The organism is Mangrovibacterium lignilyticum, from assembly GCF_010882175.1.
GTDB classification, from domain to species: domain Bacteria; phylum Bacteroidota; class Bacteroidia; order Bacteroidales; family Prolixibacteraceae; genus Mangrovibacterium; species Mangrovibacterium lignilyticum.
In genome coordinates, this window is the sequence record NZ_WKLH01000005.1 from 136,549 (window position 1) to 162,489 (window position 25,941).

18 protein-coding genes are annotated in these 25,941 nt (G+C 45.1%); 7 read left to right on the top strand and 11 right to left on the bottom strand.

The annotated features are described in order from the left end of the window. Positions 1 to 18 precede the first annotated feature (18 nt). The 4 genes from GJV22_RS19480 to GJV22_RS19495 form a co-directional block, all read right to left on the bottom strand. On the bottom strand, positions 19 to 2,121 hold the full coding sequence (locus tag GJV22_RS19480) for a RagB/SusD family nutrient uptake outer membrane protein (RefSeq protein ID WP_163717760.1): 2,103 nt from the start codon (positions 2,119 to 2,121) through the stop codon (positions 19 to 21). Between the two features lie 20 nt (positions 2,122 to 2,141). Beyond that, positions 2,142 to 5,726: a SusC/RagA family TonB-linked outer membrane protein gene (locus tag GJV22_RS19485; RefSeq protein ID WP_163717762.1), complete on the bottom strand. Its 3,585-nt coding sequence runs from the start codon at positions 5,724 to 5,726 to the stop codon at positions 2,142 to 2,144. 153 nt (positions 5,727 to 5,879) lie between these two features. Further along, complete coding sequence (locus GJV22_RS19490; protein WP_163717764.1) at positions 5,880 to 6,854, bottom strand: FecR family protein; 975 nt, start codon at positions 6,852 to 6,854, stop codon at positions 5,880 to 5,882. Between the two features lie 96 nt (positions 6,855 to 6,950). Further along, entirely contained in the window at positions 6,951 to 7,532 is a 582-nt protein-coding gene (locus GJV22_RS19495) for an RNA polymerase sigma-70 factor (RefSeq protein WP_163717767.1), read from the bottom strand. Between the two features lie 81 nt (positions 7,533 to 7,613). Here GJV22_RS19495 and GJV22_RS19500 point away from each other — a divergent pair, with 81 nt between their 5' ends. Continuing rightward, on the top strand, positions 7,614 to 7,775 hold the full coding sequence (locus tag GJV22_RS19500) for a hypothetical protein (protein ID WP_163717769.1): 162 nt from the start codon (positions 7,614 to 7,616) through the stop codon (positions 7,773 to 7,775). Positions 7,776 to 7,809: 34 nt separating this feature from the next. On the opposite strand, the gene GJV22_RS19505 is transcribed toward GJV22_RS19500, so the two are convergent. The 3 genes from GJV22_RS19505 to GJV22_RS19515 all read right to left on the bottom strand — a co-directional run bounded on the left by GJV22_RS19505 (position 7,810) and on the right by GJV22_RS19515 (position 13,343). After that, positions 7,810 to 11,031 (bottom strand): error-prone DNA polymerase, encoded by a 3,222-nt coding sequence (locus GJV22_RS19505; RefSeq protein WP_163717771.1) that lies wholly within the window; start codon positions 11,029 to 11,031, stop codon positions 7,810 to 7,812. 73 nt (positions 11,032 to 11,104) lie between these two features. After that, entirely contained in the window at positions 11,105 to 12,598 is a 1,494-nt protein-coding gene (locus GJV22_RS19510) for a Y-family DNA polymerase (protein ID WP_163717773.1), read from the bottom strand. Continuing rightward, positions 12,591 to 13,343, bottom strand: a complete 753-nt coding sequence (locus GJV22_RS19515) for an ImuA family protein (protein ID WP_163717775.1) — start codon at positions 13,341 to 13,343, stop codon at positions 12,591 to 12,593. Before GJV22_RS19515 ends, GJV22_RS19510 begins: the two co-directional genes overlap by 8 nt. Before the next feature lie 63 nt (positions 13,344 to 13,406). On the opposite strand from GJV22_RS19515, the gene GJV22_RS19520 reads away from it, so the two are divergent. Then, entirely contained in the window at positions 13,407 to 14,228 is an 822-nt protein-coding gene (locus GJV22_RS19520) for an XRE family transcriptional regulator (protein WP_205461968.1), read from the top strand. A 51-nt stretch (positions 14,229 to 14,279) separates the two neighbouring features. Here GJV22_RS19520 and GJV22_RS19525 read toward each other — a convergent pair whose 3' ends face one another. After that, positions 14,280 to 15,296, bottom strand: a complete 1,017-nt coding sequence (locus tag GJV22_RS19525) for a LacI family DNA-binding transcriptional regulator (protein WP_163717776.1) — start codon at positions 15,294 to 15,296, stop codon at positions 14,280 to 14,282. Positions 15,297 to 15,489: 193 nt separating this feature from the next. On the opposite strand from GJV22_RS19525, the gene GJV22_RS19530 reads away from it, so the two are divergent. The 5 genes from GJV22_RS19530 to GJV22_RS19550 all read left to right on the top strand — a co-directional run bounded on the left by GJV22_RS19530 (position 15,490) and on the right by GJV22_RS19550 (position 21,686). Next, the gene (locus GJV22_RS19530) at positions 15,490 to 15,909 is read left to right on the top strand and encodes an L-rhamnose mutarotase (protein WP_163717778.1); all 420 of its coding nucleotides are present in this window, start codon (positions 15,490 to 15,492) and stop codon (positions 15,907 to 15,909) included. Then, positions 15,881 to 16,921: an aldo/keto reductase gene (locus GJV22_RS19535; RefSeq protein WP_163717780.1), complete on the top strand. Its 1,041-nt coding sequence runs from the start codon at positions 15,881 to 15,883 to the stop codon at positions 16,919 to 16,921. The genes GJV22_RS19530 and GJV22_RS19535 overlap by 29 nt, the downstream gene beginning before the upstream one ends. Positions 16,922 to 16,931: 10 nt before the next feature. Then, positions 16,932 to 17,759 (top strand): amidohydrolase family protein, encoded by an 828-nt coding sequence (locus GJV22_RS19540; protein ID WP_163717782.1) that lies wholly within the window; start codon positions 16,932 to 16,934, stop codon positions 17,757 to 17,759. 13 nt (positions 17,760 to 17,772) lie between these two features. Then, on the top strand, positions 17,773 to 18,789 hold the full coding sequence (locus GJV22_RS19545) for a zinc-binding alcohol dehydrogenase family protein (protein ID WP_163717785.1): 1,017 nt from the start codon (positions 17,773 to 17,775) through the stop codon (positions 18,787 to 18,789). Positions 18,790 to 18,935: 146 nt separating this feature from the next. Further along, positions 18,936 to 21,686, top strand: a complete 2,751-nt coding sequence (locus GJV22_RS19550) for an alpha-L-rhamnosidase (RefSeq protein ID WP_163717787.1) — start codon at positions 18,936 to 18,938, stop codon at positions 21,684 to 21,686. Positions 21,687 to 21,751: 65 nt separating this feature from the next. Here GJV22_RS19550 and GJV22_RS19555 read toward each other — a convergent pair whose 3' ends face one another. From GJV22_RS19555 to GJV22_RS19565, 3 genes are read right to left on the bottom strand one after another with little or no spacing between them, the layout of a single operon-like run. Then, positions 21,752 to 24,058 (bottom strand): cytochrome c3 family protein, encoded by a 2,307-nt coding sequence (locus tag GJV22_RS19555; RefSeq protein WP_163717789.1) that lies wholly within the window; start codon positions 24,056 to 24,058, stop codon positions 21,752 to 21,754. Next, entirely contained in the window at positions 24,059 to 24,532 is a 474-nt protein-coding gene (locus GJV22_RS19560; protein WP_163717791.1) for a QcrA and Rieske domain-containing protein, read from the bottom strand. It lies immediately after the preceding gene. A 10-nt stretch (positions 24,533 to 24,542) separates the two neighbouring features. Beyond that, complete coding sequence (locus GJV22_RS19565; RefSeq protein ID WP_163717793.1) at positions 24,543 to 25,820, bottom strand: cytochrome b N-terminal domain-containing protein; 1,278 nt, start codon at positions 25,818 to 25,820, stop codon at positions 24,543 to 24,545. Between the last annotated feature and the right edge of the window lie 121 nt (positions 25,821 to 25,941).

Below are 25,941 nucleotides of genomic sequence, written 5' to 3' on the forward strand. Positions count from 1 at the left end.
GGCGGATTTTATAGTTAGTTATTCTTGAGCAAATCCGTATCCGTTGGTAATAAGTCCATTGGATTTAGAGATGGTCTCGGAAGACAGTGGGTATAAGTACCGGGGAGGAACCCCCGCTTCATAATATTCGTCGGTATACCCTTTGAAGACATCCGTTGTATATTGCGCTTCATTTACAACAATAGTCGATCCCCAGTCTGTTTTAACATAGCCATCAGCCTCCAGGGTAACAGCTTCAGATCCGTCAGGATCGATATAGCGGAACAAACCTTTAATGGCTAAATTTCGATCGCCTTCATCATTAAAGAATCCGTAAGATCCCCAAAGGTCACAGTTGCCACGCCATCCCGGATGTTTAATTGGATATGTTGGGTCATTTTCGTCAACTTCACATTCTGTTGTTAACATTTTGCTCATGCCGTAATCTGCTGTATTGACCGTTTTAACCCAGATGTAATTTGAAATCGTATTTCCGTTTGCGAAAGTGTAGAAGCCTTGGTTTTTCAGGCCTTCAACCATCGCTTTCTGGTTATCTTTCAATCGTTTGATTTTTTCAGGCATCAAGCCTGAACGAATCATCTCAAATCGGTGGTGTCCTTCACCAGCTAATTCTAATTTATGCTCTTCAACAATCGCATTCTTTAAATCATCTCCGGACAGGGAGTTGATATAGTTAGTCACCATCTCTGTTTGGTCTTCAGAGGAGAATGCGCGACTTCTGATTTTCGTCAATTCAGTTTTAGCCTTGGCTTCTTCTCCCAGTTCAACGTAGGTTTCAGCTAACATCAAAACGACTTGGGCAAGACGCATCTGTACCCAGTTTACACCAGAGCTACGTTGCTTTATGGTATAGGGATCACTCATGCGACTTTCGTCTGTCTTGTTATTACACAGACCACCTTTTTGTCTGTTACCAGGCGTAAAATCGATCATCCACTCTGAGCAACTACCCGAGTTCGCAGTGACCCCAACGGTTACATCGCGGCGTAAGTCTTTTGGGCTATAGTCACCATAGTAGAAAGATGCATGCATTCTGCTTTGACCATAGGATTTACACGGAAATGCATTTGAACCTCCGCCCCCAGAAGGACGACCAAAGGCATAAGGGAATTCAGAATTATCGACAGCTCTGGTTGCTCCCATCTCATAAATCGACTCCGGACTAACTTTTAAATCCAGCAAGTTTTGAAAATGATATTGGAATGGGTTATTAAATCCATCTCCACGAGGATCAGAAGTGATGAGGTATGCAGAACCTGAATTATTGATACATTTTTCAAGATATTCTTTCGCAATCTGATAGTAGTCTTTATAGTCTGTGCGTCGAGCATAAATTGCATTCCACTTCTCAGAACCTTTTTGTTCTAACGCAACCGGAGCATAGTCAAAGTCGGTGCGACGCAAGCTCCATCCACCGGCCCAAAGAGCAATTTTACCAATAAGAGCCTGTACAAAAGTGCGAGAGAAACGCTCGGCATTAATGCCACTCTCACCAATCCGGTACATTAATGGTTCAACCATTTTAAGATGAGCTATTTCCTTGTCATAAATGATATCACGAGATACCAAACCTGCTGAATCTGTTTGAGAGGTATTGTAAACAGGAACATCAAAGTAAGGAACATCGCCAAAATAGCGCGTTAAGTAGAGATACATATTTGCGCGAAAAGCAGCAGCCTCTCCGTAAAGTTGAGTCCAGTCGTTGGGAGTGCCGGCTTCTACTGCAGCCAGGTAATCGTCTTTCCCGCTGATGGCTTTCATCATAATATTGGTGCGGTTGATTATGGTATAAAAATCGGCCCACGCAGCAACTGACCTCTTATAGTTAATCGGTAATTCTTCAGCATACAATCCTTCCGGAACGTGTCTCTGTTGAGCGGAGTAGGTTTCAGGATGGCACTCAGCATCAGAGCCTACAATTTGTACATCATAAAACATAAAATGATCTGCATGGTGCCAAATGTCATAACACCCTCCTAATACTTTAAATGCTTCATCAGAGGAGGAGAAAACAAAGTCTTCATCGACACTCGATGGGGATTTTACATCCAGAAAATCTTTTTCACATGCTGTGGCCACTAAAAGTAACAGGCCGCAGATTATATATATTGTATTTTTCATATTGAATGATTGATTAATGATTAAAACTCAATATTTACACCGAGAGTAAATGAACGTGCACGAGGATAGGCGCCGTAGTCAAGTCCAATTGTTGGATAAACGGCGCGTTCATCATCTACATTCACTTCAGGATCAGCTCCTTCATAATTTGTGAGCAGGAACACATTATAAATCGAGCCATAGACACGAAGTTTGTTAACACCAACTTTATCTAACAGATTTTTGGGTAGTGTGTATCCCAACGTAACCGTATTGAGTCTCAGGAATGAGCCATCTTCAATTCCGAGTGTCGAAACAACAGTGTTTTCATTGTAAGGAAGAAAAGCCGTTGCATTGGCATTCAGCGCCTTTAATTCAGCAGGATCAGTCACAAAGGTTAGCTGACCATCCTGAACGTCGTAAATTTTATATGCTGTTGAAAGGTAGTCTAATCGGTTTCTATACATACCGATTTCTTTATTCCCGGTAAATCCATAGAGGTAGTTGGCATTGTAAATCTGGTTGCCATAGCTCCAGTTAAAATCTAAGCTAAAATCAAAGTTCTTAAAGTTACCACTGATGTTCAATCCACCAGTATGTTTGGGGGTCATATCTCCAATGATGCCGATATCATTTTCGTCAACGACACCATCCGTGCCACTGCCATCTGCACCGGCAATATCTTTCAATTTGAGTACACCAGGGTAGGCTGTTTGATCACCCGGTTTGTTGTCAGTTGTTCCATAAACAGGTCCTAAGATTCCGGAAGCGATATCAGGAATTCCTTCTTTTAATACATACTGTCCAGCTTCATAGTTAAAATCATCAACAGTGTACCATCCATCGTATTGGAATCCACGAACCTGGCCGACAGGCTTTCCTTCCTGCAGAATGTAATCGCCGGAAACAGGCTCGACATAGGCTGTTCCTCCCCACTCTGAGTTATATAGTCCGTTAACCCCTTCGGCCAGTTTATCTACATTTCCTCTGTTGATATTGATGTTTACACTAGCTCTTAAATTGAAATCATTGGAGCGAACGATATCACCACCCAGTGACAATTCGATTCCTTTGTTGCTGGTGGCTCCAATATTATCGTAGGTATAAGAGAATCCGCTGATCGCAGAAACAGAAGTAAGCATCAATAAATCTTCTGTCGTATTTTTATATAAATCGAGCGTACCATACAAACGACTATCAAAGAATGCAAAATCAATTCCAAGGTTGCGGGTAATAGTGGTTTCCCATTTCAAATCAGGATTGGCAATGGTTGACGAAGCCGGGGAATAGGCGACTATTTGTTGTTCGTTTATTGAATAACGGGTCAAGCCATCTGATGCCCAGCTCATCTTCCATAAATTGGCGCTAATGCCATCATTACCTACGCTACCATAGGAAAGACGTAATTTTAAGTTGTCAAACCAGCCTAAGTCTTTAATGAAAGATTCCTCAGACATGCGCCATGCTAATGCGGCTGCCGGGAAATATCCCCAACGGTTAGTTGGAGCAAATCTTGAAGATCCGTCAGCACGGAATGTTGCTGTCAATAGATATTTATCCATTAAGGAATAATTGGCACGACCGAAATAAGATTGTAAACGATTGGGTGTACCTGTGTTTGAGCTCAACCCTCCATTAATCGTACTTGTGCCGGTCAGGTACTGATCCATCATTGCAAAAGCACGTTCCGAATCAAAAGAAGCCGGGTAGTAATTCCCCCAAACTTCAGTATACTCAGATCCCGAGTCTGCTACTTCCATTCCCGCGAGAATATTTAAACTTTGATTTTCGCCAAGCCCCTGAACATCGTAGTTTAAGGTATTTACCCAACGGTAATTCCAACCTTCAGTCGCTCTGATTTTTGCATTCCCGCCAAACGTTTTATTTCCTGCGGTATCAAAATAGTCGTTGTAAATAGCACCGGACCACACTTTATTTCGCCCCCAATTAGTACTTAAGCCGAGCTCTGTTTTGGCAGTCAGACCATCTATTATTTCCCAACTCAAAGAGCCATTCGCCCGCAAAGAGCGATTTCTGCTAAAATCAGAATAGTCATTAATTCGGGAAACCGGGTTATATACATCCTGAAGAATATCCGTGTAAAATCCAATTTGAGAATTTATTGATTCATCCAGTTCTCCGAGCACGTCTTCAGTAGCGATTGGACGGAACCAATATGCCGTTGTTAACAGAGATCCACCACTTGTAGAAGTACTTTCATCTCCAATTTCTTCGATTTGTGTAAAGCGGGAATCAAAGTTGAATTTTAGCTTATCACCCAGTTTCTGGTCTAGCTTGAATGATACATTACTTCTTTTGTATGATGAATTAATTTTCATCCCGTCTTCATCAACGTGGTTGACCGAAAAGATGTATTTGGTTTTATCAGTACCGCTGGAAATATTGAAATTATGGCTGTGAGAGAATGAATTTCCGTACACTTCTTTCGAGTAATTTGTAGCACCAACATTATTGTAGGCATCAATTCCCTGTGCATTTCCATAGGTGTCTTCGTAGCGTCCAATTGCCCAAAGCATTTCCCAGGCATCAGCGTAGTTGTCGCTGATAGCTGCGGCATAGCCCCAGTTGTATCCGATATAATCGTGCGCACTCATTGTTGGAAAGTACTTCGTCGGTCTGTTAAATTTCACGTAGCCGTCGTAGGTAACTGTAAGTTTACCAGCTTTGCCACTTTTAGTCGTTACGATGATAACGCCATTTGCTCCGCGTGCTCCATAAATGGCAGTTGACGAAGCATCTTTTAAAACATCAATACTTTCAATCTGGTTACCTGGAATGTCGCTTATCGTACTTACCGGGAATCCGTCAACAATAAATAAAGGCTCATTGCTTTGTGAGATAGATCCGCCTCCACGTACACGAATTGAGATATCAGCACCGGGACGTCCATCCTGTGCCACAACATTAACCCCGGCAAGTTTACCTTTTAATGCCTGAGCGGCATTCGGAACAGGAACAGCTGCAAGTTGTTCACCCGTAACAGACGCAACTGATCCGGTGACATCTCTTTTCTTCATTGTTCCGTAACCAATTGCAACGACTTCTTCCAGCCCGATTGTTTCTTCTTCGAGCGTAACATCGATTTTTGATCGACCCTGAATCGGCACTTCCTGAAGTCGCATTCCCACAAATGAGAACACCAATGTTCCGTCGGAGGGTATACCCGGCAGTGTATATTTACCGTCCATGTCGGTTATGGTTCCCGACGTGGATCCTTTCAATACAACGGTAGCACCGGGGATGGGGAGTCCTGTTTTATCCCTCACAATTCCGGTGATGTCCGTACTCTGCTGAGAATTGGCGACATTTTCCTGACCAGTCAGAATTATCTGTCTTCCAACAATCTCGTAATTGATGCGTGAGTCTTTAAAGAGATTATTCAGAATCTCTTGGATTGACGCGTCTTTAACGTCTATTGAAACGTTGGTCCCTAAATCGATTTCCTCGTTGTAGAAGAAACGGTATTTAGACTGTTCCTCAATCTTTTGAAGTACATTGACGATTTTTTCATTTTTACTTTCTAAACTGTAGGTACCTTGTGAATAGAGGTCCGAAGCCAGACTGCTAAAAACTAAAAACAGTAGTAATGCAATTGTTAGTTTCATTCGTCGCAGGATTTGGGAAATTATGGGCATAACATCCCCATAACATCGTTTTTTTTTCATAATTTTACGTTTAGATGTTAATAATTTGGTTTAATCAAGTTATTTCCAAAAAGGCAGGATCTCGACCATCCTGCCTTTTCTTACATTCAAAAATCAGGTATGATTCATAATCGTTAGATTTTTCTTGTTTTTATCATAAGTGTATTTTATCGGTTTTGTTTTATCAATCAGAAGCATGACCTCATCAATCGATTCATCGACAACTTTACCGGTAAAACGTATTGGTGCCAGTGTTTTATCGAGTGAGATTGTAATGTTGAAATGGCGTTCCAATTTTTTCACAACATCCATAAGCGGTTCATTTTCAAACGATATTACTCCCAAAGTCCAGGAGGACGCTGCCGTTGTATTTACTTTTTTGACATTCGCTTGATTTTTAGTTGTTACAGTCAACTGTTCGCCCGGCTTTAATATGGTTTCCAATGCTTTGTTGGTAAAAATTACTTTTCCCTCAACCAATGTTGTTTGGTACTCCATGTCACCGTAGGCTCTAATGTTGAAAGAGGTTCCCAGTACCCGGATGTTTCCATATGAAGAATTAACAATAAACGGAATTTTTGATTTTGAGACATCAAAATAAGCTTCTCCGGAGATGGAAACGAAGCGTTGCTTTTTGTTGAATTTCACCGGAAATGTAAGTTTGGTATCGGAGTTCAGAATCACTTTAGTGTTGTCGGCTAAGGTGATTTCTGCTTGCTCGCCTTTGGGAACATAAATCTCTGTCAGCTCATTGGTTTTGTAGCTTTCAGTCAGCATAAGGGATTCAAGTTGTTGACTGGCAACGTAGCCTAACGCGAAGAAAAGAATAAGAATGGCAGCGTATTTTAATGTTTGAATTAGCTTAATCCGTTTCCTTTTATGAATGATTGCTACTAATTTTTGGAAACTTTCATCTCTTTTTTTGATATCTGTAAAAGTTGGACTTGAACTTAGAGCCCACGCGTTTTTAATTTTCTCGTATTCCTCTTGCAAAGCCGGATCTTGACTAATCACTTTCAAAATCTCGTCTTTTTGCTTAGCGTTTAAATTTCCTGAAATCAGGTCTATTATTTGTTGGTCAGGTGTCATAGATAAATTTTGTTCTCTATCTATTTAATCCACGAGAATGGATTACCCCTTGCTTGAAATGTGATTTTTTTTGATTTTTTTTTTTCGAGGGCGCTGTTAAATGATCGCGGAGAGTAAAGGGAGATAATCTTTGAGGTTGTTTTTCAGAACTTTAATTGCTTTGGTGATGTGTCCTTCGACCGTTTTTACAGACGTCCCGAGTGTATCGGCAATTTCTTGATTTCTCAGCATTTGAAAGCGGCTCATCTCAAACACAAGCTTACATGTGGGGGGTAACGATTCAAGAGTCGTCTTTACAATAGCGTTAATTTCTTCGAAAGCTAGTATGTTGGTATCCAGTTTGAACAGCGCATTTGTATTGAGTTCGATCTCAGCCTCACTTACCTGACTGCTCATAATTTTGTTTCGGTATTTTTGATCTCTCAGTCTCTTCAAACAATTATTTTTAGCTACTGTAAAGACGTAGGCGTTTAGATTCGTGTCGGCCTTTAATGACGATCTTTTCAGCCAAAGTGTAAGGAAAGTATCCTGGATAATATTTTCTGTAATATCGGGGTGAACAACATATTGTGAAACGAAGAAGGATAGACGCGAATAAAAATGATTGTACACTGCTTTGAAGGATTCTTCATCACCACTTAGTAATAGGGATAGTAGCTGGTTATTGATTCGTGTCATGCAGCCCAAATTTAGCTATTGAAATGTATTAGCCAAAATTTATTGATGAATCGGTTGTCATCTTTTTTACTGGCTATGAATATGACAACACGAAGGGAGCGGGAGGCCCGGCAGAATGCGTATTTATTGGGAAGCATCATTTTGGTGAATATGCAAGAAAAAGTGGATGTCAGGTTAAGATACGATGCTGTAATTGGCCGAATTGCCTGCAACGTGAAAATCGCTTCCGGACAACCATTTTAGAAACGGGCATCAACTATTTCAGTCCGGATATGAGCTATTTAAAATCACGGGAGCGGAAGAGTTCACCCTGCACTGCTTTTACATTCCGGGGCTTTTTGTTTGGAGAGGCCGCTTCCTCCTTCTTATTGGCAGCATTGGTTGGTTTGCTCATGGAGCCCAGGTTTCGTTCTTCGGTTTCCAGGTTCATCAGTTCGTTGAGGTTGAAGCAGGCGTTGACCACCACGTGAATGACTTCGCCTTCAATCTGCAATTTCCCTTCGACCATCAACAGGTGCGACTGCAGGATGACTTTGCGGTACGTTTCAAAAGTATTGGCCCAAACCACAAGGTTGGCAAAACCGGTTTCATCTTCGATGGTGATAAACAGCACCCCTTTGGCTGTTCCCGGTCGCTGCCGAACGGTGATCAAGCCACACACTTTCACGAACTGGCCGTTTTTGTGTTGGCTTAATGCTGAAGTTGGAATAACCCGCAGCTCGTTTAGCTGTTGACGAAGAAAGCTGACCGGGTGGGCTTTGAGCGACAGCGCTGTGCTGGCGTAATCCTGAATCACATGCTCGCCGTCGGTCATCAGAGGGAGTTCGGTTGTTCCTTCGGAGGCACTCGCTGAAGGTGTTCCGGTGAACATACCTGTGGGATGATCGTGCAGGGCCGACACTTCCCATAAGGCTCGGCGGCGGTCGAGACCAATGGAGCGGAAAGCATCGGCATCGGCCAATCGTTCGAGTGCAGCGGGTGAAACGCCGGCATCGAGCAGTTCATTCACATTGGCATAAAATACCAGCCGGCCGGAAAGCAGTGTTTGCATGTCGTCTTGCCGAAGGCCTTTCACCTGGCGGAATCCCAAACGAACAGCACAGAAGTTGCCGTCCTTTTCTTCCAGCGTATTGTCCCATTCCGAAAAGTTGATGTCGACCGGTCGCACCTGCACGCCATGGCGACGGGCATCGATGACAATCTGCGCTGGCTGGTAAAAACCCATGGGCTGGCTGTTGAGCAGCGCTGCCGCGAAGATGTCGGGGTAATAACATTTAATCCACGATGAAATGTACACCAGCAGTGCAAAACTGGCGGCGTGGCTTTCGGGGAAACCATAACTTCCGAAACCTTCAATTTGCTTAAACACCCGGTTGGCAAAATCGAGTGTATAGCCTTTTTTGATCATGCCTCCGATCAACTTTTCCCGATACCAGCTGATTTTGCCTTTTGCCTTAAAGGTGGCCATTGCCCGGCGCAGACCATCAGCTTCGGCAGGCGTGAATCCGGCGGCAACAATAGCAATTTCCATGGCCTGTTCCTGGAATAAGGGAACCCCCAGCGTTCGGCCCAAAATCTCTTCCAGTTCCTTCGACGGAAACTCAACGGGCTCTTCACCATTCCGTCGCTTTAAATACGGATGTACCATATCGCCCTGAATGGGGCCGGGACGTACAATAGCCACTTCAATCACCAGGTCGTAGAAGGTTTCGGGCTTTAGTCGCGGAAGCATCGACATCTGTGCCCGGCTTTCAATCTGGAACACTCCAACGGTGTCGGCATGACTGATCATTTCGTAAACTTTCGGGTCGTCCTGCGGAATGTTAGCCAGGGTGAGATTCAAATTATAATGTTCTTTGGCCAGGTCGAAAGCTTTGCGAATGCAGGTCAGCATCCCTAGCGCCAGCACGTCAACCTTCATAAAACCGAGGGCTTCAATGTCGTCTTTGTTCCACTCAATGTTGGTGCGATTATCCATGCGGGCATTAAGAATCGGGCACAGCTCGTGCAGCTTGCCGCGTGTAATGACGAATCCTCCGGTGTGTTGCCCCAGTTGTCGGGGAAAACCAATATACTGCCCGGTTAGTTCCAACACTTTGCGCAGGTGAGGATCCTGTGCGTTGAAACTGGCTGTTGCAGGAGCATTGCCTTCAAACCAGTCCTCGGTGAACTCGTAGGCCGATTTCGAAAGCACATTGATGGTATCAGTGGACAGGCCCATCGCTTTTCCGACATCGCGCACAGCTCCTTTCCAGTGTACTTGTGTGACGGTGGCAACAATGCCGGCCCGGTCTCGTCCGTACTTTTCGTAAATGTATTGCATGATTTCCTCGCGGCGTTCATGTTCAAAATCCACATCAATATCGGGTGGCTCATTGCGTTCGTCGCTCATGAAGCGGGCAAACAGCAATTTGAATTTTGAGGGATTGACAGCTGTAACACCCAGACAATAGCAAATAACCGAGTTGGCTGCTGATCCGCGTCCCTGGCAAAGGATTCCCCGCGATCGGGCTTCGCGCACATAGTCGTGCACGGTCAGGAAATAGGAGGCATAGTTTTTTCGCCCGATAAACTCCAATTCCATATCAATTGTGGCTTTTATTTTCTCGGGAATAGCTTCCCCGAAACGCTCATGAGCACCCTTCCAGGTAAGGTAAATCAACTCTTCCATGGGCGTGCGTCCTTCGCTGGTAATCTCTTCGGGGTAGCGATATTTCAATTCATCGAGTGAAAAGCGGCAGGCTGCTGCAATTTCCTGTGTCCGGTGAATGGCTTCGGGGTATTGCCGAAACAAACGCTGGATCTCGGAGGTCGTTTTCAGGTATCGCTCGGCATTTTGGTGTAGTTTGAAGCCGGCATTGTGGATGTTGCATTTCTCGCGAATACAGGTCAGCACATCCTGTAACTCCCGGCGTTCCGGTGCATGATAGTGGACATCGTTGGTTGCCACCATCGGAATTCCCAGTTGCAACTCCAGTTGAGACAGGCGAAATAGTTTTTTATGGTCATCGGCCTGGTACGAAAAGCTTGCTGCCAAATATAAGTTGCCGCCCAGTGCATCTTTGTATGCTTCCAAGGCGCTGATAAATTCAGGTGGAAAGTCGAAATCGGTATTCAGCGATGCTGGTGGCACCACAATAAATTTCATCCCGGTTGCATACTTGTACACATCGGCGCGATACAGGTGACAGGATCCTTTTTCGGCCCGAAGATTCCCTTCGGTAAGCAAGGCTGATAAATTGGCATAGGCTGATTGGTTGGTTGGATAAGCCAGCAAGCTTGGGCCATCCAACAGATCGAGACGACAAGCGGGAATGAGACGGATCTGATTCTCCCGTGTTGCTGCATGAGCGCGGACAATACCGGCCAGTGTGTTGCGGTCGGTGATGGCAATGGTTTGGTGTTCCAATTTTGCTGCTTGTGCAATAATCTCCTCCGGATGAGAGCCCCCGCGGAGAAAGCTAAAATTGGAGGTCACTTGTAATTCGGTATAATTCATAGCAGTTTACAGTTCTCAGTTTCAAGTTTCGGTTTTCAGTCTCGCTACTTATAGCCCACGACTCATTTCTTCTTCATACAAAGAACCCATGCAAAAACCATTGCGGTTTTCCGTTGCCATACAGGCCAAGGCGAAAAATCCAGTAGCGTGCTCCGTCTTCGTCTTCAACCTGGTAATAGTCTCTGGGCGGCCCGTTCTGAAGCCACCATTCCTGTTCAATGCGTTCGGGGCCATCGGCGCGGGCAATGCGAATGATTTCACCTTGATAGCGAAAGTTGAGCGGCGGATAGTCGGGGAGGGGAACCATGACCTGAATGGCCTCGGGCCTGGGTAACAAATGAAGCGGTCGTGGCCGGTCGGTGTGCCATTCGGTTTCCGGTTGCTCTTCAAGTGAATTGGTCTCCTTGGTTGAACGTTCGGGCCAGTGATGTTCTTGTGGCAGGTAGCGGTGAATGGACCGCGCACCCACTTTGCCGGCAATATTATCGAGCAATTCGGCAATGACTGTTTGGTTGTTGCTGCCAATACTCCATAAAGCTTCCTGCGTTTCGCTGACTTCCTCGACCAGCGTGGCTTCCAACGTAAACAGCTCAATGCCAAGTGCCGGTTCCAGTTCGGGGATCTTCAGTTCGAAGAGTTTGAAAAGATGCGCTGCATTGCGCGATGCCCGGTTGGTGCCAATGCTGATCTGGACAGTTTCCCCGTCAAGGCGATAACCTTTGAAGATGCCTGTTCGCATGCCTTTCCCTTCCCTGAAAAAACGTTCACACAGCATTTCCAACAGGCGTTCCAGTGCAATTTCAATCCCCTTTGCTGTTCTGATGGGCTCCATGCAGGGCAGTCGTTCCAGGTAAACCGGTGTCGCCTGAATTGGTTTCAGAAGCTCGCGCTCGGTTCCCAATGCTTGTCCCAGCCGGAAAAGTAAAGCATCGCCAAAGCGACGACGCAGGTTGGTGCGTGGGATAGAGCTGAGCTGTCCGATTTGTCGGAAGCCGAGTTTGTCGAGTCGTTGCAAGCTTGGTGCATCCAGTCGCAGAGCAACAGGAGGGAGCGAAAGCAGTGCCTCGTCTTGTTTGCCGGGGGCGATGATGGCGCGGTTTCCATAGCGGGCCATTGCCCGGGCTGCGCCAATAGTGTCGGCAATAGCAGCGCGGATTGTATAGCCTCCTTTATTCAAACGGTTGGTTATGGATTGAAGATAGGGCTGTTCGCCGCCCCACAAATGCGGGCAGCCGGATATGTCGAGCATTAGTCCGTCGGGCGGGTCGATAGCAACGGTCGGGCTGTAGCGGAAACACCATTCGGCCAAATCATGCAACAGCTTTTCTTCGGCTTCAGGCTCGGCCTGGAACACTTCCACCGACGGGAGTATGGCACGCACGTCAGCCACTACCATGCCTGGTGCAATGCCTTCTTTTTCCAATGTCCGGCTGGCAGCACGAACAACCATTCGCCCGCGTTCGGGGGCATACAATAAGAATGGCTGGCCTTGAAGATCCGCATTGATTTTAGTCAGCCGGTCGGTTGACAGGTAGCGAAACCAGATATATAAATAGCGCTTAGGCATAATTTTGTTCTTTTCTTGTTGTTTGGGGAGCCAAGGCTGCCGGTCTTTGAGCAGGCACAGGGCGGAAGCTTTCATTTCGCCACTCGAACTGCCAGATACCCGGGCGACCGTTGCGAATCTTTGCCAGTTCTACTTCCACACGCGGAAATCCGACGCCGGGAAGTCCATCGCTTGACCGGCTTGACAAAGGCCTGATCTTCCATCGTGACACGCAGGCCAATGTGTTTTCGGAGCGTGGCTGTTGGCGGTGCAAAAAACCGGTTACCCGGCTGCTTTCCACGGCCAGTTGCAGGCGGCGGGATTCAGCAAAACTGACTTCGCGCACTTCTCCCACAACAGCCACCAATGCGTCGCATTTCAATGCTTGTTCCATCACCCAAAGGGCATCTTTTCGCCATTTAACGTCAATAAAAATTACCCGGTGCGGTTCAATGCCAAAGAACTTAAGAGCAGGAGGGAACAGTTTGCGTCCGACACTAACCCACAGACAGATTCCTCCCTTTTTCATGAGGGCACTTATCAGGCCCGAAAGAAAGCCGTTGGCAGCAGCGGCACTGGCTTCGGTGGGGCTAACAAACTCGTGTGTTGCTCCAACAGGAAAAGTGCCTCCGGGAAATGCCGCATTCATCGGCCCCAGCCCAAATTCAAGCTGACGGCTATTCGCACCGGCACTGAATCCTTCCATCGAAAGTATCTTCTCCCTCAGTTGCTTAATGATATCTTTTTTCCCGGCCAACTCTTTCATAATTCAAAAAGATTCTTAATTTTGTTACGAATAATAACAATTGATTGTTTCTAAATATAACAAGTGAATACTAAAACGCAAAAGATTTTTTTCGCCGCGAACATTAAATTTCTTCGGGAACGGAAGAAAATGAGCCAGGAAGCGCTTGCTTCAACGTTGGGATTAACCCGGGCTAAACTGGCTGCCATTGAGGCCGGTAATACCAAGTCGCCGCAACCGGAAGACTACCTGAACTTTTCGGACTTCTTTAAAATAAGTATCGACACCTTACTGAAAGTTGATTTGTCTAAATTGGGTGAGTTGAAGATACGGGAGCTGGAAGCCGGGAATGATGTGTACATCCGGGGGGGGAATCTTCGGGTGTTGGCTATTTCGGTGGACCAGTCGAACAATGAAAATGTGGAGTATGTGCCGGTGAAGGCAAAAGCCGGCTATATGGCGGGTTATAACGACCCTGAATTCATTGCGGCTCTGCCTAAGTATTCGATTCCCAACTTACCTGCCCAGGGAACATTCCGGATCTTTCCGTCGGTTGGCGACTCAATGCTTCCTGTTCCGGAGGGCAGCGACATTATTGCACAGTATGTCGCCGACTGGACCAATCTGAAAGCTGATACACCTTGTATTGTTATTCTGAGAGGACAGCAGGATTTTGTGTTTAAACTGGTGACCGTGAATGCAGACGGTACAATTTTATTGAAGTCACTCAATCCGGGTTATGAACCCTACACGGTTGAGGCCAGCGATGTAATGGAAATCTGGCGCTTTTATGCTTACACCAGCCGCGAATTCCCGGAGGCACAATCTGAAATGGCTACGGTGCTGACGGCGATTAAAAACCTGGAGGAAAGAATCAGGCAAATCAGCCAAGATAAAGGGGAGTAACGCACCGTTTCATCAAAAACGTTTTTTGAAAGGAAGACCCTGGTGTGGATTTTAGCGCGACTTGGCGGAAGATTCCCGCTCCACCAGCTTTGTTTGGAGTACCAATGTTTCTGAAGTAATTTCTGATTTTAATCTTTTGAAGAACAGCTCGGCCGTTTTGCGCCCCATCTCATAAGTAGGGTGAGTGACCGATGTCAGCGGCGGATCAACAACCGTTGAATGAAATTCGTCGGTGAACCCAACAACGCCGATGTCTTCAGGAATCTGCAAGCCTGCTTCTTTTATCGCTTTCATCAGACCAAAAGCAACAGTGTCGTTGATGCCAAAAACAGCATCCGGAGGATTGGGGAGCTTCAGCAGCCTTTTCATAGCGAGCTGTGCCGATTCGAAGGATAAGTCACATTGCTCAATTAAGTCCGGATCAACGGTCATCCGACAATCGTTTAATCCGGCTAAATAACCACTCATGCGTTCCTTCGAAATGTTTAAATGCTCAGGCCCCGATACATAAGCAATTCTGTTGTAACCCTGATCATGAAAGTGTCGCACGATCTTTTGCGATGCGTCGTTGCTGTCAGCTATAACCGCCGGTATTTTATCAGTCAGGCAAACACGGTCGAACATGACCACCGGAATATCTGCCTGAATGAGCTTCTCAAAGTGCGATGTGTCTGTTGTTTCCTGACTCATGCAAATGATCAATCCTTCAACTCGGGATTTTAGCAGGTTTTCGATCGACTCCTTTTCCTTAATATAGCTCTCGTTTGAACTGCTAATGACCACAAAATAACCATGCTCTTTGGCCACGCTCTCAATACCGGAAATAATAGACGAATAGAAATGGGTAACCAAATCCGGGACGATAATTCCGATCATTCGGGTTGCTTGTTTCAGCAATCCCATCGCTAGCGGATTGGGGCTGTAGTTGCGCTCTGAGGCTAAATGTTTCACCTTTTGCCGAACTTCCTCGCTAATGTCGGGATGGTCTTTCAGCGCTCTGGAAACAGTTGAAATGGAAACATTCAATTCCTTCGCCAGGTCTTTCAGTGAAACATGTCTTTTACTCATTGCTCTTGTCTTGTTTTACAAAAATAGCTTTTTCTCTGTTGTTGCTTCTGTAACTGACAACGCAACTTCTGTTATAGAACATTTTTTCAGTTCCGCAAAGCTTTGCGGAAAGCTTTGCATAAAGTTGGGTAGGTTGCGTTGTTTGCTAAACGAATGGATTTCAGCCAAATTTGTAGAAAGAAGAAAGAATCTGATGAAATTTAAACGCTACTGTAAAACGCTTTTGCTTGAAAACGATCCACAATTGATTGAAGCATACAAGGAGGTTCATGCCAAAGGAAATACCTGGCCGGAGATTGGTCAGGGAATGAAAGAGGTTGGCATTCTCGATATGGAAATCTATCTGCATGAAAACCGGCTGTTTATGATCATGGACACAGTCCCCGGTTTCGACCACGATAAAGCGATGGTTGAATTGGCTGCTAAGCCCCGGCAAGCAGAATGGGAGGCTTTTGTTTCCCGTTTTCAGGTGACTTCAGAATCGGCAACTGCTGATGAGAAATGGCAGTTGATGGAACGGATCTATGAATTGGACCAACAGGAAGAATACAAAGCAGAAGAAGGTCAGCAAAAGGAAATTCGAGATGAAAGCAAAAGCATTGGGATTAACTGAGATTGTTTGTCCGCCGATTATTTACGGTACCAGTTTTTTGGGAAATCTGTACCGGGAATTGAGCTGGGACGAGAAACTCTCGTTGATGAAAGAATGGTTTAAGGTTTCGGATGGAACGGTGATGATTGACAGTGCCGGGAAATACGGAGCCGGCCTGGCTTTGGAAGTAATCGGCAAAGGGTTGCTTGAGTTGGGCATATTGCCACGAGAAATCACAATCAGCAATAAGCTGGGATGGTACCGGGTGCCGCTTGAAACCGAAGAGCCAACTTTCGAACCGGGAGCATGGGCTAACCTGGAATACGACGCTGTTCAGCGAATCAGTTACGACGGCATATTGGAGTGCTGGCAGCAGGGATGTGAATTGCTGGGAGGCGTTTACAAGCCCCAAGTTGTTTCGGTGCACGACCCCGATGAATATTTGGCTGCAGCGGCAGATGCTACAGACCGGCAAAAGCGGCTGGAGGATATTATTGGTGCCTACAAAGCCCTATTCGGACTCAAAGAGAAAGGTGAAGTTCAAGCCGTTGGCATTGGCTCCAAAGACTGGCTGGTCATCAAAGAATTATATGAACAGGTGAAGTTTGATTGGGTGATGTTTGCCAATAAATTTACCATTTATCACCATCCGAAAGCAATTCTGGACTTCCTGGAAAAACTTGGAAAAGATGGCGTTGGCGTGATCAATTCAGCCGTTTTTAATGCTGGTTTTTTAACCGGAGGCGAGTATTTTGATTACCGCATCGTGAATCGGGAAAATCCGAATGACATGCACCTGTTTAAATGGCGGGAGAAGTTCTTTGCCGTTTGCGACAAATTTGAAGTAGCCCCCGGCGATGCCTGTTTGAAATTTGCTTTGTCGGCGCCGCAAATTATATCGGTTGCGCTCAACCCGAGTAAACCGAAGCGCATGGCGCATAACAGAGCACTTCTCGATATGGAGTTTCCTGCTGCTTTTTGGGCAGAACTGAAAAAGCAGGGAATCATTGAGACTAGCTATCCTTATTTGTAAATCGTTGGTTATGATCATAGATACGCATCATCATTATTGGGACTATAATCCGGTTGAATTCGATTGGATTGACGACGAGATGGCGACAATTCGCCGCAGTTTTCTCCCCGAAGATTTAAAAACAACACTGAAGGATACCAATGTGACCGGAGTTGTGACGGTTCAGGCGCGTCAATGTTTGGAAGAAACCGACTGGCTGCTGAAGCTGGCTGCTGAAAATGATTTTATGAAAGGAATCGTTGGCTGGTTGCCGTTGGCTGCTGAAAATATTGATGAATTGCTAACGAAGTACAGCTCCAATCAATGGTTGAAAGCGGTTCGCCATGTGGTACAGGGAGAGCCTGATCCGGAGTTTATTCTGGGAAAGGAATTCAACAGGGGAATCACGCTGCTCAAAAACTACGGATTGGTCTATGATATCCTGATTTTCGAGCACCAGTTGCCGAATACCATTCGCTTTGTTGATCAACATCCCGATCAGCAATTCGTGCTGGACCACATTGCTAAACCACGAATTAAAGTCAATGCGTTTGAGCCTTGGGCGAAAAATATCCGGGAACTGGCAAAACGTGAAAATGTCAGCTGCAAAATAAGCGGAATGGTAACCGAGGCCGATTTTAAAAGCTGGACTGAAGAACAGCTGAGACCCTACTTCGACGTTGTTTTGGAAGCCTTTGGACCAAAACGTCTGCTCTATGGCTCCGATTGGCCGGTGTGTCTGGTAGCAACTGAATATGCCAATTGGTTGAACTTGGTGAAAAAGAACCTGGCTCAATTTAGCGCAGAAGAACAGGATATGATATTGTATAAAAATGCCGAAAAGGCTTATCAACTCTAATACTCAATTTAAAATGAAAGCAATAGAAATACTAAAAGCAGGAGAGATGCAAGTGGTTGAGCGCGACATGCCTCAAATGGGAGCCAGCGACATCCTGCTGAAATTAAAATATGTGGGCTTTTGCGGCTCCGACCTAAGCACTTATTTGGGAAAGAACCCCTTGGTTCAGTATCCGCGCATTCCCGGGCACGAGATTTCGGCTGTAATTGAAGAAATTGGCGATCAGGTTCCCGGTTCGTTTACCGTTGGTCAGCCGGTGACTGTCGTTCCTTATACCAATTGCGGGCAGTGTACTTCTTGTAAACAGAAGCGCTTCAACGCCTGTCGTTACAATCAAACGTTGGGTGTACAGCGCGATGGGGCTATGGCTGAATACATTGCTGTTCCCTGGCAAAAAGTTTTGAAAGATGAAGCTTTATCGGATGTCCAATTGGCTTTGGTTGAACCGATGACCGTTGGTTTCCACGCGATTGATAATGGTAAGGTGACCGACCTGGACACGGTAATGGTTTTTGGCTGTGGCATGATTGGCAGCGGCGCGATTGTTCGTGCAAAACTACGTGGTGCGACCGTCATCGCAGTTGATATTGATGATTCGAAACTGGCGATTGCAAAAAAACTTGGTGCTGAATATACCATCAATTCGAAAGATCAGAACTTACATGAGGAATTGGAAAAAATTACGAATGGAGATGGCCCAACAGTGGTTATCGAGGCTGCCGGAAATCCCATAACCTATAAGTCGGCGATTGAAGAGGTTGCATTTGCGGGACGGGTTGTATGTATCGGTTATGCCGGAAATGAAGTATCCTTCCCAACTAAACTTTGGGTGCAAAAGGAAATGGAAATCATGGGTTCCCGCAATGCCAATCCAACCGATTTTGAGGCCGTGATGAAATATTTGAAACAGAGTGATCTGGACGAAAATGTATTGATTTCGCGAACCGTGTGTCCGGAAGAAGCACCGCAGGCAATGAAAGATTGGTCTGAAGCTCCCGGAAATATATTAAAAATTTTGGTCAAATTTTAAAAACACATTCAGCAAAATAAAAGTCGGATATCTTTTCAGGTAGGAAGAGTTATCCGACTTTTTTATAATAACTTAATTCCTTTCTGCTTTTGGTCCCCAGCAATTAATTGAATAATTTCGAAAGCAGAAATCTAACGGTTTTAGCCATGAACTATCAAAGAACATTCCTATCTCTCTTAATTATATTTTCATCTTTCGTTGCCTCCGCTCAGGTTCAGCTTGGCGGGTTAACCTGTGAGCTGCTCAATAACCCGTTGGGCATTGAAACACTTCAACCTCGATTGGGTTGGAAGATTGAAAGTGATCAGCGCAATGTACAGCAAACTGAATATCAGGTGCTGGTTGCTTCTTCACCCAATAAATTGACTGAAGATTCGGCTGATCTCTGGAATTCAGGTAAAATTGAAAGCAATCACTCGCAGCTGGTTTCCTACAACGGGAAAAGGTTGAAAAGTGACGACAATTGTTTTTGGAAAGTAAAAGTTTGGACCAACAAAGGAGAAAGCGACTGGAGTGAGCCTGCAAAATGGAGCATGGGCTTACTTTATTTCAAAGATTGGCGTGCTCGCTGGATCGGATTCGATCGGGCATTTCCCTGGGATGACGATTCCTTTCATGCGCGGCTTTCGGCCCGCTATTTCCGCAAGGAATTTAAGTTGAAAAAGGAGATTCAGGAAGCGAAAGCCTACATCATTGGGTTGGGGCTTTACGAGCTAAGCTTGAACGGAGAAAAGGTCGGTGAGTCGGTTTTAGCTCCTTCACCAACAGACTACGATCAAAATATCAAATACAACATTTACGACTTGACCGATGAGTTGAAAAGCGGCCAAAATGCCATCGGAGTGGTTGTTGGAAACGGCCGCTATTACACCATGCGTCAACACTACAAAGGCTACAAAATCAAGAATTTTGGCTTTCCCAAACTACTTTTTCAACTTGTTGTGAAATACACGGATGGAAGTACAGAATATATCCGCTCAGACAATAGTTGGAAGGGAACTGCCGACGGGCCAATCCGCTCGAACAACGAATATGATGGCGAAGAATACGATGCCCGCAAGGAAATGCCGGGTTGGAATAAAGTTGGTTTCGACGACAGCAATTGGTTGGAACCGGAATACGTTGAGCACCCCGACGCCAAATACGAGGCTCAACTGAACCCCAACATGAAAGTATTGAACGAAATTAGGCCGGTTGCCATTCGCGAGCAAAGTCCCGGTAAATACATTTTGGATTTGGGGCAGAATATCGCCGGATGGCTTCAACTGAAAGCAAACGGAAGCGAAGGTGATACCATTACTATGCGTTTTGGTGAAATTCTGCATGACGATGGAGAACTATTCACTACAAACTTGCGCGATGCCCAGGCCCAGGCCAAATATATTTTGAAGGGCAAAGGAATCGAAACATGGGAGCCACGATTTGTTTATTACGGTTTCCGGTATGTTGAGATTACCGGATGGCCGGGCAAACCTACAGTCGATGATTTTGTGGGCAAAGTGGTTTCGGATGAGATGGCTGTTCATGGAACTTTTACAAGCTCGAATTCACTGATCAACCAAATTTATAAAAACGCTTATTGGGGCATTCTGAGCAATTATAAAGGAATGCCGGTCGACTGTCCGCAGCGGAACGAGCGTCAACCCTGGTTGGGAGACCGAACGGTTGGTTGTTATGGCGAGAACTTCGTTTTTGGCAACGCGGCTTTGTACCGAAAATGGCTCGACGATATTGCATACTCGCAAAAGCCTGATGGAACCATCAGCGATGTGGCTCCGGCTTATTGGCGTTACTATAGCGACAACATGAGCTGGTGCGGAACGTTCCTGATGGTTGCTGATATGTTGTACCGGCACACCGGCGATACGGAACCGATTATCAAGCATTATGCGGCAATGAAAAAGTGGCTGAGCTACATGGAAGATCGCTACCTGAAAGATGGCGTCATGACCAAAGACAGCTATGGCGACTGGTGCGAACCACCTGCAACAATCGAAGAAGGGCGAGGTAAGAGTGCCGACCGCAAATATCCAAGTGCGTTGATTTCGACGGCCTACTATTATCACTATTTGGAATTAATGCAGCAGTTTGCGGAACTGAGTGGGCAGGAGCAAGATATTCCGGAATACAAGCAACAGGCCGGAATAGTCGAAGAAGCTTTTCAGAAAACTTTCTACAAACCTGAATTGGAAGGCTATGGCGAAAATAAACTAACGGAAAATATATTGGCTGTGGCCATGGGACTGGTTCCTGAAAATAAGAAAGAAGAACTGATTCGGACGATTGTAAATACGATCGAAGTCACCAATAATGGGCATTTGAGTACCGGGGTAATTGGTACGCAGTGGATCATGCGTACGCTGACTCAAAACGGGCATGCCGATTTGGCATGGAAACTGGCGACCAACACCACCTACCCAAGCTGGGGTTACATGGTTGAAAATGGTGCAACAACGATTTGGGAGCTTTGGAACGGCAACACAGCGGCTCCCAAAATGAATTCGTACAATCATGTGATGATGCTGGGCGATTTGTTGATTTGGTTTTATGAAGATCTGGCCGGTATCAAATCGAGTGACGACCAGGTTGGGTTCAAGCAAATTATCATGAAGCCGGAAATGATTGACGGACTTGATTTCGTCAATGCGTCTTATGAATCGCCCTACGGTGCCATCAAGAGCAGCTGGACTAAAAAGAAAAAGAAATTTGAGTGGACCATTTCTGTTCCGGCAAACACAACGGCTCTGGTTTATGTGCCTGCTGGTTTGTTGAAAGATTTAAAAGAAGGTGATAACGCAATTGATGAATCTTCTTCGATTACAATTGTGAAAGCTGAAGAAGGGCGCGTTGTGCTCGAAGTTGGTTCAGGTAATTATCAGTTCAGCTCGAAATTATAACGATTAGAGGAAATAAGCTCCAGACAGCTCTTGGTTGTCTGGAGCTTATTTGTTGTGTTTCAACTTTAATTCAACGACTCCAAAACCTGATCCAGTTCTGCCACATCAGGATAGTCTTTCTTCATTTGCTGAGCTAGATTACGTGCTTTCATCACCATTCGGTTGCTTAAATAGAAGCGTAATAATTCGCTGGAGCTATTGTAATTATTGACCAAATCAATCTCTTTCGTTAAATATTTTTCCGCTTCAGTTTTGTTACCCATGAAATCGTACATCATCGCGATGTTATGCGCTACTCGAGGACGGTTGGGCGAGAGCTTGTAGGATTTCAACAGGTATTGTAAGGATTCATCGTACTTTTTCATCTCGGAGAGTAACAATCCAAATGAATATAGGGCTGCGGCATCAGAATCGTTGTATTTGAAATACTCGCGGAACGTGGATTCCGATAATTCGTTTTTCCCAAGTTTACTGTAAACAAATGCCAGGTTCAGGTTGATAAAATGCAGTTCTTGATCTTGTTCAAGTGCCTTTCTGTAAAATTGTTCGGCCTTGGCCAGATCATTTGTATAGTAATAATAATTGCCTAAACTATATTTCCCTGTTGGAAAATCAGCATTGTACAAAAGCGTTTGTTTGTACTCTGAAATCGCTTTATCGTATGCTTTTTGATGTTTCGAGGGAATCTCAACTCCGGCACTAAGCAGGGTGTTGGCCGCTTCGGTCCGAATTGCTTTGGTATCATCATACAGCATCGGGTAGATCAGATCCAGCTCTTTTTGATCCGTAAGCTGAATGGCTCTCAGAGAAGCTAAGCGAATATCGGGATACAGGTTCCCTAAGTAGTCTTCGACTTCTGTTTTCAGAGAATCCTGGAAATAAGCTCCCAGGTATTGGATTGACAAACTGCGAATATTCCGGGTATACAGTTCATCATCAATCATGCTCATCAACTCCGTTGAAGCTTCGGGTTTCCCGTTTCTGGCATCATCAAATGCTTCTGAAAACTGGAAAGCCCGGCTTTTACCATAGCACTGATTAATATAGCTTTCGGACCACTCGTTGCTTTTGTTGGCATGGCACTGGTTACAGGCATTCGGCACGCCATACTTAATCGATAAATCAGGGCGGGGAATTCGGAAACTATGATCGCGCCGATAATCAACGCCCATGTAATATTGCCCGTGCATGTGGCAATTGATGCACAAAGTTCCGGAGCCAACTTCGTACTTTATACCAACTTGAGAAATGACTGCTTCTCCGGCCATCCCGGCTTCCTTGTGAAAATGATGTTTCGGACTATCGTATATCTCGCCAACATGACATTGTAAGCACAGTTTGTTGTAATCGGTACCGAACAGCAGTTTCCCGCTGTGGACGTTGTGGCAGTCATTACATTTTACCTCACGCTTTTTCGAGTACATTTTGCTTTGTGTGAAGGATGCATAAACGTAGTCCTCCTCCAGTATTTGACCATCGATATGCCAGGTGGGAACATCAGGCAGGCTCGGGATCATATGATCGTAGATGTTCATGCTCGAATAATCCAGATCGCCAAGAGCACTGCGACGTGAGTGGCAGCGTGCACAATTATCGACATACTGCTCATTGTTAATTCCGCTTGTTTTCACGGGTAACCCGGTGTTCTCATAACCATCGCGGGCATATTCAGGAAGAGCGGCCCATTTTAAGTGGTTGGATGCCGGTCCGTGGCAAGCCTCACAACTGACATCAATTTCCGACCAGGTGGTATGATAGGTGTCTGTGGCAACATCGTAGTTTTTTTGCAAATTGGTGGAATGGCAATCGGCACACATGCTGTTCCAGTTTTGTGCCTGGTTAGTCCAGTGTAGCCAATTGTTGTGATCGATTGGCTGATCTTTATAAATCGAATCAACCATGTGATACCAAACGCTGTCGACCGAGTTCCAGGTTAAAGGCAAGGTTTGAAGTCGACCGCCATCAAACTCAACTAAATATTGCTGCAGCGGCGTAAATCCAAAGACATATTTAATTTCAAAATCCTGCATGGTGCCATCAGCACCGTCGGTATGAATCATAAACTTGCCGTCTTTTTTGAAAGCCCGGTGTGTCATGCCATTGCCTTGGATAGTAACATTATTGAAGTCTCCCAGCACTGTTGAATCATTGGCCGGATCCATCGCCCGGTCGTGATGCGATCCCAACCAATCGTTGTACTCTTGCAAGTGACATTCAACGCAGGTTTCGCGCCCGACAAACTGCGGGGCTTGGTTGACCTCCGGTTGCACCGGAACAACATAGGTCTTAATCAGCAGGTATATGGGAAAAAATAATAATAGTGCACCAGACAGTACTGCTATTATGCGATTGTATCTTCGGGTATTAATCATCTAGGCATAAGTTATTTGTGAACTTTCATATTTCGTTCGTTTGACCGGCTTTTCGGTGTCCACCAAAATCGTATCATTTTGAATGGTAATCGGATAAATATCGAGTGCCCGGGTTGCAGGAGCAGCCAGCACTTCTCCGTATTTATTAAAAGCTGAAGCATGGCACGGACATTTGAATTTCCCTTCGTTATTGCTGAACTGTACCGTGCAACCTAAATGGGTGCACTTGGTTGAAATAGCCAAAAATCCACCGTCCTCAAGCCGTGATAGATAAAACCTCCTGGAGCTAAAAGGGTAGACCCTGTTTTTCTCGAACAGGTCTAATTTGCCGGCTTCAAATAAATTATCCGGTTTTAGCCGGTCATTGCTTTTCTTTAATAAATTGAAAAAAACATAAACTAACTCCAGTGAAAGAATCGTCAGAATGCTTCTTTTTATGAAACTGCGTCGTGTTATCTTTTTTATTAAGTTCATATTCGGTGTGTTAAGCAAACAGGTTCATGTTTTGGCCCCGCATTAAACTTCCGACCACTGTCATCACGATGTAACCGGTTAATAGAATGGTTACAATACTCATTATCAATTCTGTTTTGTCAGCGTTTAACTTTTGTTTCATCACGTAAAGAAAGAGCGCCGAGGGAACCAGGTAAAGCACCAGTGGCAATAACCCGGTCGTGATCAGTAAGGAAAGATCGGGCATCCAAAGTTGAAACTTAAGCAGGTATTCGGAAGCAACAATCAGCAAAAACGTAAAAACTGCGGCATAAACGACTGACCAGATGGTGATTTTCTTACCATTTTCAGAATGAAACCAAACACCCACATTCACATGAACATCTTTCATATAGGGAATATAAATGAGAAAGGCTGTCACTAAAAGCGGAACAATGAAAATGCTGAAAATGGGGTGGAGGTGAAGCAGCAGTTCCTGGAATCCCATAAAATACCAGGGTGATTTACTGGGATTTGGACTAACCAACGGGTTCGCCTGGCTTTGCAATGGCGCATCTACAAAAATGGAGAAGAAGGTTAAAAGCAAAATCAATGCAAGAGCCACCACGATTTCTTTGTACACTAACTGCGGATTTGTTGGTACCATTTCTTTTTTTGATGAATCGGCAACGGTAACACCTTTTGATTTCCGAACCAACCAGACGTGGATACTCATGACGAACACCATGATGAGCGGCAACAGTCCTGTATGTAAATTGTAAAAGCGGAGTAATGTTCCTTCGTTTAATTCAGCACCGCCTCTGACGATTGTTGCTAGTTTTTCTCCGATCAGAGGAACGTAGCTCATCATATTTGTCATGATGGTAACCGCCCAGTAGGCGAGTTGGTCCCACGGAAGCAGGTACCCGGTAAAGTTCGACAAAATGACCAAAAACATCAGTAGTAGTCCGTATAGCCAGTTTTTGCGTCGTTCGTAGTAAATAGATTGACTATAGATTACGCGAATGAGGTGGAGGAAAGACACAATCACCAGCAACATGCCACTCCAAAAGTGTGTATTGCGGAGGAGTTGGCCAAAGAGTACTTCTTGTTGTAAATAAGTGATGGAAGCGTAAGCTCCGATTTCGGAGGGTACATAAGCGAAACGTAAAAGAATTCCTGTTAGAAAAAGGATCACAAACAGTAAGGCTGCGATACCTCCAAGACCGAACGTTCGTGTGTATTTGATAGCTTGAGCATTTACGTTCACTGGATGGAGGTGAATCAGGAATTTCGTAATTGCTTTTTTTTCAATTTCCGAATTTGACATGGGTTTAATTTTATCAAGTGCAATTAGGTCAATTTTAAATTTTGCTTAATTGACTGGTATTTATTGGTTTGTGAAAAATAGTGTGTTAATGGGATTGCCTTGGTTTTTGGAAACAAAATAT

Bases quoted from the DNA above. Each gene is read 5' to 3' on its own strand.
- GJV22_RS19515 (WP_163717775.1), bottom strand. From the start codon at position 13,343: ATGAAAGAGTTGGCCGGGAAAAAAGATATCATTAAGCAACTGAGGGAG.
- GJV22_RS19550 (WP_163717787.1), top strand. From the start codon at position 18,936: ATGAACTATCAAAGAACATTCCTATCTCTCTTAATTATATTTTCATCT.
- GJV22_RS19505 (WP_163717771.1), bottom strand. From the start codon at position 11,031: ATGAATTATACCGAATTACAAGTGACCTCCAATTTTAGCTTTCTCCGC.
- GJV22_RS19480 (WP_163717760.1), bottom strand. From the start codon at position 2,121: ATGAAAAATACAATATATATAATCTGCGGCCTGTTACTTTTAGTGGCC.
- GJV22_RS19500 (WP_163717769.1), top strand. From the start codon at position 7,614: ATGACAACACGAAGGGAGCGGGAGGCCCGGCAGAATGCGTATTTATTG.
- GJV22_RS19485 (WP_163717762.1), bottom strand. From the start codon at position 5,726: ATGAAACTAACAATTGCATTACTACTGTTTTTAGTTTTTAGCAGTCTG.
- GJV22_RS19510 (WP_163717773.1), bottom strand. From the start codon at position 12,598: ATGCCTAAGCGCTATTTATATATCTGGTTTCGCTACCTGTCAACCGAC.
- GJV22_RS19560 (WP_163717791.1), bottom strand. From the start codon at position 24,532: ATGAACTTAATAAAAAAGATAACACGACGCAGTTTCATAAAAAGAAGC.
- GJV22_RS19490 (WP_163717764.1), bottom strand. From the start codon at position 6,854: ATGACACCTGACCAACAAATAATAGACCTGATTTCAGGAAATTTAAAC.
- GJV22_RS19540 (WP_163717782.1), top strand. From the start codon at position 16,932: ATGATCATAGATACGCATCATCATTATTGGGACTATAATCCGGTTGAA.
- GJV22_RS19545 (WP_163717785.1), top strand. From the start codon at position 17,773: ATGAAAGCAATAGAAATACTAAAAGCAGGAGAGATGCAAGTGGTTGAG.
- GJV22_RS19495 (WP_163717767.1), bottom strand. From the start codon at position 7,532: ATGACACGAATCAATAACCAGCTACTATCCCTATTACTAAGTGGTGAT.
- GJV22_RS19525 (WP_163717776.1), bottom strand. From the start codon at position 15,296: ATGAGTAAAAGACATGTTTCACTGAAAGACCTGGCGAAGGAATTGAAT.
- GJV22_RS19530 (WP_163717778.1), top strand. From the start codon at position 15,490: ATGAAATTTAAACGCTACTGTAAAACGCTTTTGCTTGAAAACGATCCA.
- GJV22_RS19555 (WP_163717789.1), bottom strand. From the start codon at position 24,058: ATGATTAATACCCGAAGATACAATCGCATAATAGCAGTACTGTCTGGT.
- GJV22_RS19565 (WP_163717793.1), bottom strand. From the start codon at position 25,820: ATGTCAAATTCGGAAATTGAAAAAAAAGCAATTACGAAATTCCTGATT.
- GJV22_RS19535 (WP_163717780.1), top strand. From the start codon at position 15,881: ATGAAAGCAAAAGCATTGGGATTAACTGAGATTGTTTGTCCGCCGATT.